The organism is Bacillus sp. FSL W7-1085, assembly GCF_038595035.1.
Taxonomy (GTDB): domain Bacteria; phylum Bacillota; class Bacilli; order Bacillales; family Bacillaceae; genus Bacillus; species Bacillus altitudinis.
Genome location: NZ_CP152000.1, coordinates 591,534 through 607,294 on the forward strand (window position 1 = coordinate 591,534; position 15,761 = coordinate 607,294).

The following is a 15,761-nucleotide window of genomic DNA, read 5'->3' on the forward strand; positions in this document are numbered from 1 at the left end:
GGGACATCTTTATGATTTGATTCTATCGTATTCCTCACGAAGGATGCCCATCATGATGACATCCGAATAAGCACCGTTGAAATAGAGCGCTTGACGTCTTTTTCCTTCATATTGAAATCCGGCTTTCTCATAGCTTCGAAAGGCTCGTGGGTTATGGGAAAAAACTTCAAGCTCAAGCCGATTGAGTTCTAACGTCTCAAAGGCAAATGTTTGAACCATCCGAACAGCCTCAGTACCATACCCTTTGTGAAAATGCTCTGGACCATGCAGCGCAATGCGGAAACTTGCCGTATGGTTTATCGGATCAATATCCACAATCGCCGCATCCCCGATCATTTCTTTCGTGTCTAGCAGACAAATGGCAAAGTCTCGTCTACTGTCATCCAGCAGAAAACGGGTATAGGCTGAACGAATTTCTTCTAGTGTGAACGTTTTGCGTGTGCCAGTCATATAAAGTGTTTCTGCATGCTGGCATCCTCTATGAATACCAGGATAATCTTTTTCTTCAATCGGTCTCAAGAATAATCGAGTCATGATGGATCAGCCTCCTCTATATATCGGGAGATTTCAATTAAGTTCATATCAGGATCACGGATATAAATGGATTCAATCGGACCTAATGCACCAGAACGTCTGACCGGACCTTCTTCAATTGGAACAACCTGCTTTCTAAGATGAAGCAATAAACTGTCTATATCTAAATCGGTGATAAAACACAAGTCAGCAGATCCAGGCTGGGGATGAGCAGCTTTTGGTTCAAATTCATGACCCGCTTCATGAAGGTTAATCTTTTGTAAGCCAAAACGAAGGGCTTCACGGCCTTCTCCAAAAGTTTCTTCCTTCATTCCTAATACGTTTGTATAAAAGCGAATGGTTTCCTCCATATGTTGAACAGTCAACACGATATGATCAAGTCGTCGTATCATCAGTCTCTCCTCCAAGTATGATCATTGTTTGAACTGCTTCTATTATATCATCCCTTGAAGAAGATACCTTATTTGATCACGGTTTTATAACTCCAGCTTTCTAGGGACATCTCTTCTCCGTGCAGTACTCTCTCATCAAACTCCGTCCACCCATTTTTTCGATAGAAATGACGATTGGCCTCGTTGTGTGTAATCAGTGTGAACAGTCCGCCGCCTTGCCGGGCGATAAAGGGGAAAAGGCATTGCTTTAACATACGGCTTCCAAGTTTTTTTCCTTGTTGGTCTTTTGCAACGACAAGAGCTTCTAAATACCAGTAAGGTTTCTTTAAGGAGGAACACGCTTTTTTTGCCTCCTTTAACATCCGGAACACATGCTGAATCGCCGATATGCCACCAGTAAAGAGCAGCTTTAACCCACCAGATAACACATAATCCATGAGTCCTGGTTCAGGAAGACGGGGATGTTTTAACAGGGCGGCAGACACAATTTTCTCGTTCTCAACCCCGACCAAACAGATTTGATGCTGAAAATATACCTTTGTATTGACCAAATGCAACTGCCGGGCGAAAGCAGAACGCTTGGTAACCTTTTCGCATAATAAATCAAAAAATGAATAGTTCTGAAATGAATCATCTAACAACGCTGCCACTTGAGGCAGTTCATCCTCTCTAGCAAGTCTGAATTGAAGCATATGATGGCCCTCCTTTTTTTGAACAGATATAGATTATTGAACATATGTCTATTATAATAAGAGGAAAATAAACCGAACATCGGCAATGAATGATCTCTTGTTCATAAATAGACAGGTATAGCCAGATTGTTCAAAAATGGAGGGTGTTTGATGAAGGACAGACGAACAATCAAAACCAAAAAGGCGATACGGGAAAGCTTTCTTGAGCTTTTAAAGGAAAAAGATGTTCAACAAATTACAGTATCAGAGCTATCTAGAAGAGCGGATTTAGGAAGAGGGACCTTTTATTTGCACTACCAAGATGTATTTGATTTGCATGAACAGCTTGAGAAGGAACTATTCGATCAGCTTGGCGGACTATACGATGAATCGTTTCCAAGCCAGGACCCGCTTGATATGCTGTCCTTTTTAAACAAAACAACTGAGTATTTAAAAGAAAAACAATTCATGATGACGTTATTTGTCAAACCGAATAGCCCAACGACGAATCAATTTAAATCGTTTTTTAAAGAAAAAATCATGAAAGAGTGGCAGCTTGATCAGCGTCAAATTACGGAGCATGAACAGATTGTGGCCTCATTTGTTGTGTCTGGTGTTGTTGGTGTACTGGAGGAATGGATTCATGAAGGGATGACAGTCGAAGCGGGGCAGCTTGCACACATCTTGTACAAGCTTCTCATGAAGGTAGAACAGGAATCGTAAGAAACGAATGGATCATATATCATTTATCTATTCTTTCTGTTAAAATGGGAATATACGTTCTTATTTGAGGCGGGGAGTGGTGAGATTGAAAAGGAAATTACTATTTTATGGGGCAATGAGCATTGATGGATATTTAGCAAGGGATGATCACCGTTTAGATTGGCTCATAGGAACAGAGGGCGAAGAGGATACGAGATATGAGGAATTTTATGCTTCCGTCGATACGCTGATCATGGGACGGAACACATACGAACAGGTTCTAAAGCTCTCACCTGATGGGTTTCCTTATGAAGACAAGACATGTTATATCGTTTCTCGCACTTTACAAGACAGTCATACAGGAACCCGTATCATTCGTGAAGATGTTCTCTCATTTATCCACAATTTAAAAAATGAAAAAGGGCAGCATATCTGGATAGTAGGAGGCGGGGAACTGCTTCAAGCATTATTAAAAGAAAAATTAGTCGATGAGCTGTATCTCCAAATCGCACCTGTCATGATTGGAAAAGGAATCCCTCTTTTCCCTCCAACTGATCAGGAATCTAGATTTTCATTACAACAAGTGAATCAATACAAACAAATTGCTGAAATGCATTTTGTGTCAAAAGAAGACCACTGAATCACAGGGGTCTTTTTTTTAATCAAACAAACACGTTGACAAGAAAATATCCTAGTGTTAGGATAAATTTATCCTAGTTTTAGGATTTATTGAAAAAGGAGTAGTTGCCATGGTGCAGCAAGATCAGGAATTAGACTTAAGGCTTTTCCGAGTGTGGATGAAAGCCTACCATGCCCTTTTTGCAAACATCCAAAAAGACATTGAACGTTATGATATCGAATTTGAAAACTTTCAAATTCTTGAATTACTGTATAGTAAGGGACCGCATCCCGTTCAAAAAATTAGTGAGATTCTATCCATTCCAAGTGGGAGCATCACCTATGTGGTCAACAAATTAGAAAAACAAGAATTAGTCAAAAGACAATGTGCACCTTCTGATAAACGTGTATTCCATGTATTACTGACAGATAAAGGGAAGCAGCTATTTGACGATATTTTTCCAAAACATACAGATGTCATTTCACAAAATCTGTCCTTTATCGAAACAGATGAAAAAGAGCAGCTTATCGAATGGCTGAAAAAAATAGGTTTAGGTGCAAAACAACTTCACGAAAAGGGGAAACAAGATGATACACAGCTTTGATACATTGGTACGTGAAAGACGATCAGCATCAAATTTTTTGCCAAATATCTCGATTTCGAGAGAAGAGCTTAATAGTATCTTTGAAGAAGTGAAGCTGGCACCTTCAGCCTTTAATTTACAGCATACGCAATATGTCGTCGTCCAATCAGAAGCGCTTAAAGAGCAAGTAAGAGATGCTGCATTTGGACAATATAAGGTGCATTCCGCTTCAGCAGCGATCATTGTACTCGGCGATCCGAAAGCTTATGAGCAAGCAGGAAACATTTATGAAGGCCTAAAAATGCTCGGCATCTTAAATGCGCAACAATATGAGGAAATGGTCAGAGAGACGATGAGTTTTTATGTGCAGAGAGGATCAGACTTTCAGAAAGAAGAGGCGATTCGCAATGCTTCATTATCTGCCATGCTATTTATGCTTGCCGCCAAAAACAAGGGATGGGATACTTGCCCAATGATCGGCTTTGACCCCGAAGCAATGAAAAAGGTGCTAAACATCGAATCAGATTTGGTTCCTGTATTAATGATCACGCTCGGAAAAGAAAAAGTAGAAAGCAGACAAGCGAGAGGCTACCGCAAGCCGGTCTCTGAATTTGTGACATATTTATAAGATAGGGGGTTCCATTCATGGAACTAGGAATTAGTACATTTGTAGAAACAACACCTGATTTTCAAACAGGAAAAACAGTCAGCCACGCACAGCGTATTCGTGAAGTAGTAGAAGAAATTATTTTAGCAGATCAAGTGGGTCTGGACGTTTTTGGTGTAGGAGAGCATCATCGTGAAGATTTCGCCGCATCAAATCCAGCAGTCGTATTAGCAGCTGCGGCAACGCAAACAAAGAATATTCGTCTGACAAGTGCCGTAACTGTTCTTTCATCGGCAGATCCTGTTCGTGTGTTTCAAGATTTTGCGACATTAGATGGCCTTTCTAACGGGCGTGCAGAGATCATGGCTGGCCGTGGATCATTTATTGAATCGTTCCCGCTTTTTGGCTATGACTTAGATGATTATGAAGAATTATTTGAAGAAAAACTAGATTTACTGTTGAAATTACAGCAGTCAGAGCGTGTGACATGGAGCGGTAAGCACCGTCCTTCCATTCAGGATGTCGGCGTATACCCAAGACCTGTTCAAGATCCGCTTCCCATCTGGATTGGCAGTGGAGGAAACAGAGAATCTGTCGTACGTGCTGGATTATTAGGATTACCACTTGTCCTTGCCATTATTGGCGGCAGCCCTAGACAGTTCGCACCGCTAGTGCAGCTCTACAAGCAAGCTGCGATTCACGCTGGACATGATCCTGAGAAATTAACGGTGGCATCCCATTCACATGGATTTGTTGCGGAGGAAACAGAATTGGCAGCAGATCAATTCTTCCCTTCTACACAGCATGTCATGAATACATTAGCAAGAGAACGAGGCTGGGGACCTTATACCCGTTCTACATTCGATGCAGCAAGAACATTAGAAGGTGCATTGTATGTAGGAGATCCAGATGCCGTGGCAGAGAAAGTGATTCATCTGCGAAAAAATGTAGGCATTACGCGCTTCATGTTGCACGTACCGGTCGGTTCAATGCCGCATGATCAAGTGCTGAAAGCTATTGAGTTATTTGGGAAAGAAGTGGCTCCTAAAGTAAGAGAAGAGGTTGCCCGCTGGGAAGCCGAACAAGCATAACAAAAAAGTCGATCAAGTGAATAGGCTTGATCGACTTTTTCTTATGCTTAAGGATCAATAACACATGGTTTCACTGTAGGGCATGAAGCAGCAGAAGCAAATGGTGTGGCCGTCAAGGTGAAGAGGAAAACAAGTTGAAAACAGATAAGCCATTTTTTCATGAAATCACCTCCGTTATCAATTGTTTCACTAGAACGAGGTGAGGATAAAAGCATAGAAGTATGTAACACCCTCTATCCAGCATAAGACAATCATATCATAATTTTCAAAAAAATGAAAAAATAACTTACGAAAGTTCTAAATTATGGTATGGTTAATATGTTCAACAAAAAAAGGGAGGGATTTTTTGTATGAAAAAGGTCATAACTTCTGTTTTGGTTGGAGCAATTGTTTTAACGGGTGCGGGTGTCACCGCTGTCCCGGTAGAAGCGAAGGGGAAAGTAAGCAGTGAAGTAACGGTACAAGCAAGTCGAACCGTCTCGGAAACGAGAACATATACGACGTCAAACATCCCATCAAGTATTACATATGCAAAGGATGGATGGGTCGGTATTCTCTATCAATCGTCAATTGAAGAGTTAGGTTTAGGAAAATATAGAGTTACCTTTACTGGAACGGTTGTACGCGATCCAGGATTTAATTAAATAAACGAAAAGCTGACAGGTGGACAAGCCTGTCAGCTTTTTTTAATGGGGATAATAAAGAATCATTTGCAGCCTGACCATTTGTTCTCCTGATTGTTTATACTCATGGGCACGGTCAGCTTTAAACCGAATCGAGTCGCCAGCTTGTAATGTGTATTGCTCATCACCGATCGATAAATCAAGTGCTCCCTCAAATACGGTAATCAATTCCTCTGTACCGCCGATATGTTCTTCCGCACTTAACGACCCATGAGGATCAATTTCTACCTGATAGACTTCAAATTTTCTCAGGTCATCAAATGGGAACGTCGTATATACCCGATACTTTCCCTCGTCCTCGGTTAAAACTTGTCCTTCTTCTTTTCGCACGATCTTAATTTCAGGTTGCGGTGCGTATATGAGTTCACTAAAAGACACCTTCAACCCATTGGCGATTTTCCACAGAGTGGTGATGGTCGGTGTGGATTCTCCTCTTTCGATTTGCCCAATCATCGTTTTACTCACACTTGTTACCTCAGCCATCTTTTCTAGGCTTAATTTCTTTTGCTCTCTTAGCAGTTTGACATTTCTAGCAATAATTGATTGTACATCCTCCATCAAAAAACTCCTTTCTTTTATTTACTTTATAACGACCGAATAGTACAATGAAACGTAATATACGCAATAAAGACTTTTGAGTCTAAATAACGTATGAAAAGGAGGTAACGATTTGATTGTTTCCATGTTGATTTATGCTTTTGTTACCAGTTTCACCCCTGGGCCGAATAATATCATGGCGATGGTCTTTACGAATAAATATGGGGTCAAGCAAACATTTCGATTTTGTTTAGGGGTTGGGATCGGATTTTTGGTCATTTTGTGTTTGAGTGGTTTCTTTAATCTCATTCTTTATCAAGTCATGCCGAAAATAGACTGGGTCATGGCTTTCATCGGAGCCGGTTACATGATCTATTTGGCTGTTAAAATCATGAAAAGTAAAGGCGGAGATGACGAAACATTAGACCGCTATAATCATTTTATCCCGGGGATGCTGCTGCAATTTATTAATCCGAAAGCCATTTTGTATGGGTTAACCGTCATTTCCACTTTTGTTCTGCCGTATGGACAGTCCAATATGCAATACATGTTGTTGACGCTGATTCTCGCCATCATTGGTTTTTTAGGCACATTTAGCTGGAGTTTGTTTGGCTCTGTATTCAAGCGTTTTTTAACTCTTTATCAGCGGCCGTTCCAGTTCGTCATGGGGCTGCTGCTTATGTATAGTGCGATTTCGATGATCTGGAGTTATGTCATGTAAGCGGTCAGGAGACTGGCCGCTGCCTGCCCATCACAACCGTATCATAATACATGCCGTCCGCCAGCCGTTTATCTTTTTTTAACAAGCCTTCAATCTCAAAGCCATAGTGTTCATATAAACGAATGGCTTTTTGATTGGTTTCCATTACTTGAAGTGACATCTTTTGAATGCCTTGCTGATCTGCCCAGTCGATCGATGTAGCTAAAAGTTCTTTCCCGATGTGATAGCCCCAAGCGGCCTTCTGTACGGCGACGCCAAACGTTACTTTGTGAGCAGAGCGCTTAAGAGAATGTCCTTCGCATCTTGAAAAACCGACAATGTCTCCTTCAATATCTGCAACTAAAAAGAGATGACGGCATTCATTGGAATCCTCTTGAATCAACGCCTCGAACCCTTTCTCATCAATAAAAGCTTCACCCGGTTCACGATCTAAATATTCGGTTTCACCATCGATTTTCAGTCTGAGAGTTGATAACTGTTTGGCATCTGCTAATGCAGCAGAGCGAATACGATAGGTCACACCACGTACAGTGAACATACTTTCAGAAATGATCATTGAACAGACCACCAACCTTTCATTCCATTATGTCTATCATACCTGAAATGCGCACACAGCACACTCAGATGTTTTGTCATGTGCAAAAAGGCTAAATAAACAGTATCAAACGTGGAGGTGGAACAAATGAGTGAACAAAATGGACATATGGATAAAGCGAAAGGAAAAACAAATCAAGTCAAAGGTCAAGTGAAGGAAAAACTTGGCGAAGCGACAGATCGTGAAAACCTGAAAGCAGAAGGAAAGAAAGATCAAGTAAAAGGAAAGCTTCAAGATAAAAAAGGTGACGTGAAAAATAAGCTGAATCAGTAGTTTGCACATACTTGCAGGTACTCGCCCCATGTATCCATCATCACATTCCTTTCATCAATAAAATCAATAGGTGTGTGAAAAGAATTGATTATAAATTCTTGCTTCCGTCATGTAGACTTTAAATAGAAGACATGAACAAGGGAGATGGATAAAATGGAGCAAGTATGGGGGAAAGTTGACGAGTATATCAAAGACAAATTGATGGCCAAAGATGACGTATTGGAGCAAACTCTTATCAAGAATAAGCAAGCTGGGCTACCAGAAATAGATGTGTCGCCGGCCCAAGGAAAACTGCTTTATTTGTTAGCAAAAACCAAGGGTGCAAAGCGCATTTTAGAAATCGGTACACTTGGCGGTTATAGTACCATTTGGCTTGCCCGTGCACTTGAAGCGGATGGAGAACTCATGACATTAGAGGCTGTCAGTCATCATGCAGAAACCGCACAGCAAAACATAGACAGAGCAGGCCTAGCAGAACGTGTCACCATTTTACAAGGAAAAGCGTTAGATACTTTATCTCAGTTAAAAGAGCAGGATACGCTTCCGTTCGATTTGATTTTCATTGATGCAGACAAACCAAACAACCCGAAATATTTGAAGTGGGCGTTACATTTCTCAAAAAAGGGAACAGTCATTATTGCAGACAATGTGGTCAGAAATGGAGCAGTTCTTCATGCCTCTGATCAAGATGAGCGAGTGAAGGGAACGCGTGAATTTTTCGATTTACTCAAACAAGAGTCGAGAATTGAAGCAACCGCTATTCAAACTGTTGGCGAAAAAGGCTATGACGGCTTTATATACGGTATCGTAAAATGACAAAAAGCTTAACCGCATCCGGTTAAGCTTTTTCTATTAGAAAAACCATCTAGCTGTGCCCATCAGCATGACGCCTACTAGAACGGTGAGGGACAAGCTTTTTGTCCAAATAGCGATTAACACAGTTGGAACCAAGACAGCAAGGTACATCCAGTGAATGGTGACGCCTGCTGTAGTATGTATGAAAAGATGCTCTGCAATCAAAGCGGTAAATATACAAATGGGGATAAACGATAACCATTTGAGCACCACTTCTGGCATCTGGATACTCCTTACAAATAAAAATGGAACGACTCTTGGGATGATGGTCACAATCATACAGCCAAGAATGAGCCATAACATAAAACTACTAATCATTTATCTGTCACCACCCCAATAGTGGCAACAAGCACAGTTGCCAACAAAACAGCCACGTGTGAAGGAACAAAATGAAGCAGCACAAACATCGCAACAAACATATATAAAACAAGTGACAAGCGATGGGTTAGCTTATTTTTTGGCACCGTCTGTAAAGAAAGAATGAGCAGCGCAGCAAACATCGCAGATAAGGCAAAATCAAGACCAAGCGCCTCTGGATTTGAAATCCAGTGTCCGAATATTCCGCCAAGTGTACACGCAGCAATCCAGCATAAATAAGCTGTAATATTCAGTCCATGCATCCATCTGTTATTCAATTTTCCTTGCTGTGCTAATTTATTCATCGCTACGCCAAAGGATTCATCAGTAAGCAGAAGACCAAACCCGATGTTCTGCTTTACAGAGTAGCGTGTAAAATGAGGGGCAAGCGTAAGGCTGAGTAACAAATGCCGTAAATTGACAATGAACGTGGTGAAAATAATAGCGGAAAGGGGGCTTCCTGTCACAAGTAATGCACAGATGATAAACTGTGAAGCGCCAGCATAAATAAAGATAGAGAGCAGCGCGATTTCCCATATACTTAACTGCGAACTAATGCCAACAATTCCAAAGGCAAACCCAATGCTCATATAACCAAGCAAGGTTGGCACACAATCTTTTATTCCCTCAAGAAACGGTTCGTTTCCGGCAGTGGGAATGTGTTTCCTAGCTTCAACATCCAAAGACCTCTACTCCTTTTCTGTGTAAACATCAATTGTTTTACTTACTATAAGAAAACGAATTCATCATGTCAATCCTATTGAACTTCTATTATATGAAGAAACATGGGTGATAAAAAAGGATTGAAGTGAACCAGATTTTGTTATAAAGTAATCAGAAAATAAAAACAATTGGGGTGACTGATATGCAATGGAAGCCTTTATTTGAACATGATGTACCAAATCACCTCCGTCCATAACGGAGAGTGATCTCCGTTTGTGGATATCGCAGTGAATATATCCAGTAACGGAGGGGAAAAAATGAATGAAAAATATATAGGAGCCCTTTACTTAGCGTTAGCTGCTAGTATTTGGGGCGGTATGTATGTAGTGGTCAAAGTAACAGTTGCGGTGGTCCCGCCACTTGAGCTTGTCTGGATGAGATATGCAATAGCTGGAGTCGTTCTTGTGTTCACGATTTGGCGTTTGGGTTACTCTTTTCGATTAGACAAAAAGGATATCCCGCTGATTGTGGCGATTGGATTGATTGGCAACTTTCTCTCGATCGTGACCCAAGAAATTGGCACAATGTATACGTCTGCACAAATGGGTGCCGTCATCACATCGGCCACACCTGCTTTTATGGTGCTTTTCGCTTTCTTTCTATTAAAAGAATCTTTCACAATGAGAAAGTGTGTCTCCATTCTGCTTGCTACAGTAGGTGTACTGATGATGATTGGGCCTGTCGCTGTTCAAACGGATGAGTTTGTTGGCGGTCTTTCACTGGTTATTGCTGCATTAACATGGGCGCTCATGTCTGTTCTTTTGAAACGAGTTCCAGGAAAGTATCCTCAAGTAGTGACGACAACATATGCGATCATTGTGGCCTTTATCGTATTAACACCACCTGTCTTGTTTCGTTTGCCTCATCTTGATGTGCAGCAAATGGCAAGACCGGAAATATGGGGCGGCATTCTGTATCTAGGTATCATCTCAACGGCCCTTGCTTTCTTTTTGTGGAATAGAGGGCTTCAACTGATGGACGCTTCAAGCGGTGGTCTTTTTTTCTTCTTTCAACCAATCGTTGGCACGGTCCTTGGATGGATGCTTCTAGGTGAAGAGATGGGCTTACGTTCGTTTGTTGGGATTTTGTGTATTTTCGCAGGTGTATATACTGTCCTGCGTCAGAGAGAGTAAGACGAGATTCCCCTTGGAGAAGGGGAATTTTCTTTACAAAGAATAGATGAGAGATTCATAGAAGGTGGAGGTGAGCAGGATGATCCAGTATCCATTTTTGCAAAAAGGACAAACGATTGGGGTGACAGCACCTTCCTCAGGTGTGCAGCCCTCTTTGCATGAGATGTTTCAACTGTCTTGCGATCGGATGAAAAAAAGAGGCTATGCAGTCATATGTGGAGAGACAGTATGGCAGCAGGAAAAAGCGAAATCAGCCCCTGCAATCAAGCGAGCAAATGAGTTACAGCGGATGATGAATTGTCATGAGATTGACCACATCATCCCGCCATGGGGTGGACAGCTGCTTATTGAAGTGTTAGAGCATCTTGATTTCTCAGTGATGCAAAAAAAGTGGATTCTTGGTTACTCAGATACAAGTCTCCTTCTATTAGCTTTGACATTAAACACAGGCATTGCGACAGCGCATGGACCGAACCTGGTGGATCTTCAGGGGGAAGAGCTTGATCAGGTGACGGCTATGTGGGAACAAATACTTTCCACTCCAGAGAAAAAGGACGTTACTCAATTTTCTTCTGATATGTATCAAAAGGAATGGCAGTATGACCATCCAAGCATTCATGTCTTTCATTTAACCGAGCCAACCGCATGGCGTACTGTTGATCACTTAGAGACGACGATGAAGGGAAGACTGATGGGTGGCTGTATTGATGTGATCCGGCACTTAGCTGGCACGCCTTTTGGAGATGTCAAAGCTTTTCAAGAAACATACCTGAAAGGTGAACCCATTCTATGGTATTTTGAGAACTGTGAATTAAATGCTGCGAGCATGAAGAGGTCTCTTGTTCAATTAAAACTAGCAGGCTGGTTTGATCATTGCTCTGGCATCATGTTTGGCAGGAGTGCAGTGGACACTCCTGTGGAAGGATATGAATATACGGATCTATATGAAGAATTGCATAAAGAATTACACATACCGATTGTTTACGATATTGATTGTGGACACGTACCTCCGCAAATGACCCTCATTAACGGAGCATATGCGGAGGTGCAGTTGCAACAAGAAGGTAAAGCCGTGCTGAAGCAGACATTTTTGCCATAAAAAAAGGAAAGGGCGACCCCTTTCCTTCATAAAAAACATTACATTCCTTTTGTTTCTTCACCTGCTTTTGGAACTTCCCATGCAGACTCTCGGAATACTTTTTCCCATTTAGAAACGACAATACAGGCAACCGCATGTCCAGGAACATTCACGCCTGTTCGAGCCATATCCATAATCCGGTCAACCCCGGCGATAATAGCGACACCTTCTGCTGGCAGACCTACTGCATGAGCTGTTGCCAAAAGAACGACAAGTGAGCCAGACGGGACAGCTGCAATGCCTTTACTTGTTAAAACAAGGACAAGCATCATGAGGAGCTGCTGTGATAAACTCATATCGACACCAAACGCTTGTGCAAGAAACACACAGGAAACCGATAAATATAAACTTGAACCATCGCAATTAAGAGAAAGACCTGACGGGATGACGAAGGAAACGATTCTTTTTGGACAGCCGTATTTCTCCATCCGTGACATGAGCTGTGGAAGAACAGTTTCTGTACTTGTAGTAGAGAAGGCAACCAAAAACAAATCCCAAATCATTTTTAACACTTCGAAGTAGTTAAAACGGAAGATCAGTGCGACAAGAGGGAACAAAACAAATAGAATAATAAACAATCCTAAGAAGACAGTGCCAACAAGTTTCATCATAGGAATGAGTAAAACAATGCCGTATTGTCCGACAGAAGCTGCCATTAATGCTAAAACTCCAATAGGAGCTGTCACCATGACCATTTGTGTGAGCTTAAACATAATTTGTGCTACTGATTCAAAGAAGGTAAGGACAGGAGCGGAAGCTTTCCCAATGCCGCTTGCGGCTACACCGAATAAAATAGCGAAGAAAATCACTGCTAGTAAATCATTCTGAGCCATGACATCGATGATATTGGTTGGAATGATGTCTAAAACCATCTGTTTAAAATCGACGACCTTTTGAGTATAACCATCGAGTTCCCCAATATCTTTCTTAGCTAATTGAGAGAAATCGAGTCCAACGCCTGGCTTTAACACGTTGGCCAATAAAAGCCCAATTCCAAGAACGATGGTCGTAATGACTTCAAACCAAATGATTGTCTTTAATCCGAGACTGCCCATTTTCTTCATTCCACCGCTGCCAGCTGCGCCGATGACAATCGTAGAGAAAACAATAGGGACTACAATCATTTTAATTAATCGGATAAAGCCATCCCCAATGGGCCGCAGTGCCATTCCGAAATCAGGGAAGAAGTGGCCGATAAGAGCTCCTATCACCAAAGCGATCATGATTTGAAAAGCGACAAACTTTTTCATCATCTCCTACCTCCTTTAAATGCATGGAAAATATTAAGAATTTTCCAATGAATAAAAATTCTAGGTGACCATGTTTTGTCCTCCTTTGGATTTAGAAAGATTTTATTTAAGAATCATTAGAATTATGAAGAAAGAAATGAAAATAGGGCGATTGAAACTCTATTTATCTAACAAAAGAGCACTTCTTAAAAAACATTAAACTTTTTCAGAAAAATGTATTGACCCTTTTGTATGATCCATGGTATATTTTTATTCGTCGCTGATGACGCATCTGAAACACTGATGCTCAGACAGATACGACAAACAAACTTTAAAAAGATGTTGACTTAATAAAAACGATATGTTAAGATAATTAAGTCGCCTGATTAAGCGCCCGTAGCTCAATTGGATAGAGCGTTTGACTACGGATCAAAAGGTTAGGGGTTCGACTCCTCTCGGGCGCGCCAATAACATTTAACCACGCGGGTGTAGTTTAGTGGTAAAACCTCAGCCTTCCAAGCTGATGTCGTGAGTTCGATTCTCATCACCCGCTCCATTTTAAAAAAATGATCTTTGAAAACTAAACAAGACAAAACGTACCTGTTAATTCGAGTTTTTATAAAAAATCCTATGATACATCATAGGTAGTCAGTCAAACTGGCGAAAAGCAAAACTTCGGTTTTGTACTTTTTCGGAGAGTTTGATCCTGGCTCAGGACGAACGCTGGCGGCGTGCCTAATACATGCAAGTCGAGCGGACAGAAGGGAGCTTGCTCCCGGATGTTAGCGGCGGACGGGTGAGTAACACGTGGGTAACCTGCCTGTAAGACTGGGATAACTCCGGGAAACCGGAGCTAATACCGGATAGTTCCTTGAACCGCATGGTTCAAGGATGAAAGACGGTTTCGGCTGTCACTTACAGATGGACCCGCGGCGCATTAGCTAGTTGGTGAGGTAACGGCTCACCAAGGCGACGATGCGTAGCCGACCTGAGAGGGTGATCGGCCACACTGGGACTGAGACACGGCCCAGACTCCTACGGGAGGCAGCAGTAGGGAATCTTCCGCAATGGACGAAAGTCTGACGGAGCAACGCCGCGTGAGTGATGAAGGTTTTCGGATCGTAAAGCTCTGTTGTTAGGGAAGAACAAGTGCAAGAGTAACTGCTTGCACCTTGACGGTACCTAACCAGAAAGCCACGGCTAACTACGTGCCAGCAGCCGCGGTAATACGTAGGTGGCAAGCGTTGTCCGGAATTATTGGGCGTAAAGGGCTCGCAGGCGGTTTCTTAAGTCTGATGTGAAAGCCCCCGGCTCAACCGGGGAGGGTCATTGGAAACTGGGAAACTTGAGTGCAGAAGAGGAGAGTGGAATTCCACGTGTAGCGGTGAAATGCGTAGAGATGTGGAGGAACACCAGTGGCGAAGGCGACTCTCTGGTCTGTAACTGACGCTGAGGAGCGAAAGCGTGGGGAGCGAACAGGATTAGATACCCTGGTAGTCCACGCCGTAAACGATGAGTGCTAAGTGTTAGGGGGTTTCCGCCCCTTAGTGCTGCAGCTAACGCATTAAGCACTCCGCCTGGGGAGTACGGTCGCAAGACTGAAACTCAAAGGAATTGACGGGGGCCCGCACAAGCGGTGGAGCATGTGGTTTAATTCGAAGCAACGCGAAGAACCTTACCAGGTCTTGACATCCTCTGACAACCCTAGAGATAGGGCTTTCCCTTCGGGGACAGAGTGACAGGTGGTGCATGGTTGTCGTCAGCTCGTGTCGTGAGATGTTGGGTTAAGTCCCGCAACGAGCGCAACCCTTGATCTTAGTTGCCAGCATTTAGTTGGGCACTCTAAGGTGACTGCCGGTGACAAACCGGAGGAAGGTGGGGATGACGTCAAATCATCATGCCCCTTATGACCTGGGCTACACACGTGCTACAATGGACAGAACAAAGGGCTGCGAGACCGCAAGGTTTAGCCAATCCCACAAATCTGTTCTCAGTTCGGATCGCAGTCTGCAACTCGACTGCGTGAAGCTGGAATCGCTAGTAATCGCGGATCAGCATGCCGCGGTGAATACGTTCCCGGGCCTTGTACACACCGCCCGTCACACCACGAGAGTTTGCAACACCCGAAGTCGGTGAGGTAACCTTTATGGAGCCAGCCGCCGAAGGTGGGGCAGATGATTGGGGTGAAGTCGTAACAAGGTAGCCGTATCGGAAGGTGCGGCTGGATCACCTCCTTTCTAAGGATATATGGAGCAGCGTACGTTTTTCGTCTTGTTTAGTTTTGAAGGATCATTCCTTCAAAACATGTCTCTAGCGAG

At 42.6% G+C, this 15,761-nt stretch carries 19 protein-coding genes, 2 tRNA genes and 1 rRNA gene; 14 read left to right on the forward strand and 8 right to left on the reverse strand.

The annotated features are described in order from the left end of the window. Positions 1-9: 9 nt before the first annotated feature. The 3 genes from MKY11_RS02900 to MKY11_RS02910 form a co-directional block, all read right to left on the reverse strand. Positions 10-534, reverse strand: a complete 525-nt coding sequence (locus tag MKY11_RS02900; RefSeq protein WP_024719169.1) for a GNAT family protein — start codon at positions 532-534, stop codon at positions 10-12. Then, complete coding sequence (locus tag MKY11_RS02905; RefSeq protein ID WP_342501827.1) at positions 531-926, reverse strand: VOC family protein; 396 nt, start codon at positions 924-926, stop codon at positions 531-533. Before MKY11_RS02905 ends, MKY11_RS02900 begins: the two co-directional genes overlap by 4 nt. Positions 927-994: 68 nt before the next feature. Then, complete coding sequence (locus tag MKY11_RS02910) at positions 995-1,618, reverse strand: GNAT family N-acetyltransferase (protein WP_058336360.1); 624 nt, start codon at positions 1,616-1,618, stop codon at positions 995-997. 150 nt (positions 1,619-1,768) lie between these two features. Between MKY11_RS02910 and MKY11_RS02915 the strand changes: the two genes are divergently transcribed. The 6 genes from MKY11_RS02915 to MKY11_RS02940 all read left to right on the forward strand — a co-directional run bounded on the left by MKY11_RS02915 (position 1,769) and on the right by MKY11_RS02940 (position 5,843). Further along, the gene (locus tag MKY11_RS02915) at positions 1,769-2,320 is read left to right on the forward strand and encodes a TetR/AcrR family transcriptional regulator (protein ID WP_024719167.1); all 552 of its coding nucleotides are present in this window, start codon (positions 1,769-1,771) and stop codon (positions 2,318-2,320) included. A 79-nt stretch (positions 2,321-2,399) separates the two neighbouring features. After that, the gene (locus tag MKY11_RS02920) at positions 2,400-2,939 is read left to right on the forward strand and encodes a dihydrofolate reductase family protein (RefSeq protein ID WP_096881063.1); all 540 of its coding nucleotides are present in this window, start codon (positions 2,400-2,402) and stop codon (positions 2,937-2,939) included. A 109-nt stretch (positions 2,940-3,048) separates the two neighbouring features. Next, complete coding sequence (locus tag MKY11_RS02925; protein ID WP_342501828.1) at positions 3,049-3,522, forward strand: MarR family transcriptional regulator; 474 nt, start codon at positions 3,049-3,051, stop codon at positions 3,520-3,522. Then, a complete protein-coding gene (locus tag MKY11_RS02930) occupies positions 3,506-4,129 on the forward strand; it encodes a nitroreductase family protein (protein WP_342501829.1) in 624 nt (207 codons plus the stop codon). Before MKY11_RS02925 ends, MKY11_RS02930 begins: the two co-directional genes overlap by 17 nt. Before the next feature lie 17 nt (positions 4,130-4,146). Continuing rightward, entirely contained in the window at positions 4,147-5,199 is a 1,053-nt protein-coding gene (locus MKY11_RS02935; protein ID WP_024719164.1) for an LLM class flavin-dependent oxidoreductase, read from the forward strand. 350 nt (positions 5,200-5,549) lie between these two features. Continuing rightward, complete coding sequence (locus MKY11_RS02940; RefSeq protein ID WP_024719163.1) at positions 5,550-5,843, forward strand: hypothetical protein; 294 nt, start codon at positions 5,550-5,552, stop codon at positions 5,841-5,843. A 42-nt stretch (positions 5,844-5,885) separates the two neighbouring features. Here MKY11_RS02940 and MKY11_RS02945 read toward each other — a convergent pair whose 3' ends face one another. Further along, positions 5,886-6,440, reverse strand: a complete 555-nt coding sequence (locus MKY11_RS02945) for an XRE family transcriptional regulator (RefSeq protein WP_058336358.1) — start codon at positions 6,438-6,440, stop codon at positions 5,886-5,888. A gap of 112 nt (positions 6,441-6,552) precedes the next feature. Between MKY11_RS02945 and MKY11_RS02950 the strand changes: the two genes are divergently transcribed. Continuing rightward, entirely contained in the window at positions 6,553-7,140 is a 588-nt protein-coding gene (locus MKY11_RS02950; protein ID WP_024719161.1) for a LysE family transporter, read from the forward strand. A 4-nt stretch (positions 7,141-7,144) separates the two neighbouring features. Here MKY11_RS02950 and MKY11_RS02955 read toward each other — a convergent pair whose 3' ends face one another. Beyond that, positions 7,145-7,696 (reverse strand): GNAT family N-acetyltransferase, encoded by a 552-nt coding sequence (locus tag MKY11_RS02955; RefSeq protein WP_024719160.1) that lies wholly within the window; start codon positions 7,694-7,696, stop codon positions 7,145-7,147. Between the two features lie 126 nt (positions 7,697-7,822). On the opposite strand from MKY11_RS02955, the gene MKY11_RS02960 reads away from it, so the two are divergent. Together MKY11_RS02960 and MKY11_RS02965 are read left to right on the forward strand one after the other, a co-directional pair. Beyond that, complete coding sequence (locus MKY11_RS02960; protein ID WP_024719159.1) at positions 7,823-8,008, forward strand: CsbD family protein; 186 nt, start codon at positions 7,823-7,825, stop codon at positions 8,006-8,008. 153 nt (positions 8,009-8,161) lie between these two features. Beyond that, a complete protein-coding gene (locus MKY11_RS02965) occupies positions 8,162-8,824 on the forward strand; it encodes an O-methyltransferase (RefSeq protein WP_058336357.1) in 663 nt (220 codons plus the stop codon). Positions 8,825-8,860: 36 nt separating this feature from the next. Here MKY11_RS02965 and MKY11_RS02970 read toward each other — a convergent pair whose 3' ends face one another. Further along, positions 8,861-9,181: an AzlD domain-containing protein gene (locus tag MKY11_RS02970; RefSeq protein WP_041092890.1), complete on the reverse strand. Its 321-nt coding sequence runs from the start codon at positions 9,179-9,181 to the stop codon at positions 8,861-8,863. Further along, positions 9,178-9,903: an AzlC family ABC transporter permease gene (locus MKY11_RS02975; RefSeq protein ID WP_007496390.1), complete on the reverse strand. Its 726-nt coding sequence runs from the start codon at positions 9,901-9,903 to the stop codon at positions 9,178-9,180. The genes MKY11_RS02970 and MKY11_RS02975 overlap by 4 nt, the downstream gene beginning before the upstream one ends. Positions 9,904-10,200: 297 nt before the next feature. Between MKY11_RS02975 and MKY11_RS02980 the strand changes: the two genes are divergently transcribed. Together MKY11_RS02980 and MKY11_RS02985 are read left to right on the forward strand one after the other, a co-directional pair. After that, positions 10,201-11,076 carry a DMT family transporter gene (locus tag MKY11_RS02980; protein WP_058336355.1) on the forward strand — a complete coding sequence of 292 codons (876 nt, stop codon included), beginning with the start codon at positions 10,201-10,203 and terminating at the stop codon, positions 11,074-11,076. 79 nt (positions 11,077-11,155) lie between these two features. After that, a complete protein-coding gene (locus MKY11_RS02985) occupies positions 11,156-12,175 on the forward strand; it encodes a S66 peptidase family protein (protein WP_342501830.1) in 1,020 nt (339 codons plus the stop codon). A 38-nt stretch (positions 12,176-12,213) separates the two neighbouring features. On the opposite strand, the gene gltP is transcribed toward MKY11_RS02985, so the two are convergent. Then, a complete protein-coding gene (gltP, locus tag MKY11_RS02990) occupies positions 12,214-13,464 on the reverse strand; it encodes a glutamate-aspartate/proton symporter GltP (RefSeq protein ID WP_024719154.1) in 1,251 nt (416 codons plus the stop codon). 369 nt (positions 13,465-13,833) lie between these two features. On the opposite strand from gltP, the gene MKY11_RS02995 reads away from it, so the two are divergent. The 3 genes from MKY11_RS02995 (at position 13,834) to MKY11_RS03005 (ending at position 15,680) form a co-directional block, all read left to right on the forward strand. Further along, positions 13,834-13,910 (forward strand) — tRNA-Arg (locus MKY11_RS02995). Between the two features lie 15 nt (positions 13,911-13,925). Further along, positions 13,926-13,999, forward strand: a tRNA-Gly gene (locus tag MKY11_RS03000). 132 nt (positions 14,000-14,131) lie between these two features. Further along, positions 14,132-15,680 (forward strand): 16S ribosomal RNA (locus MKY11_RS03005). The last annotated feature ends 81 nt before the right edge of the window (positions 15,681-15,761 follow it).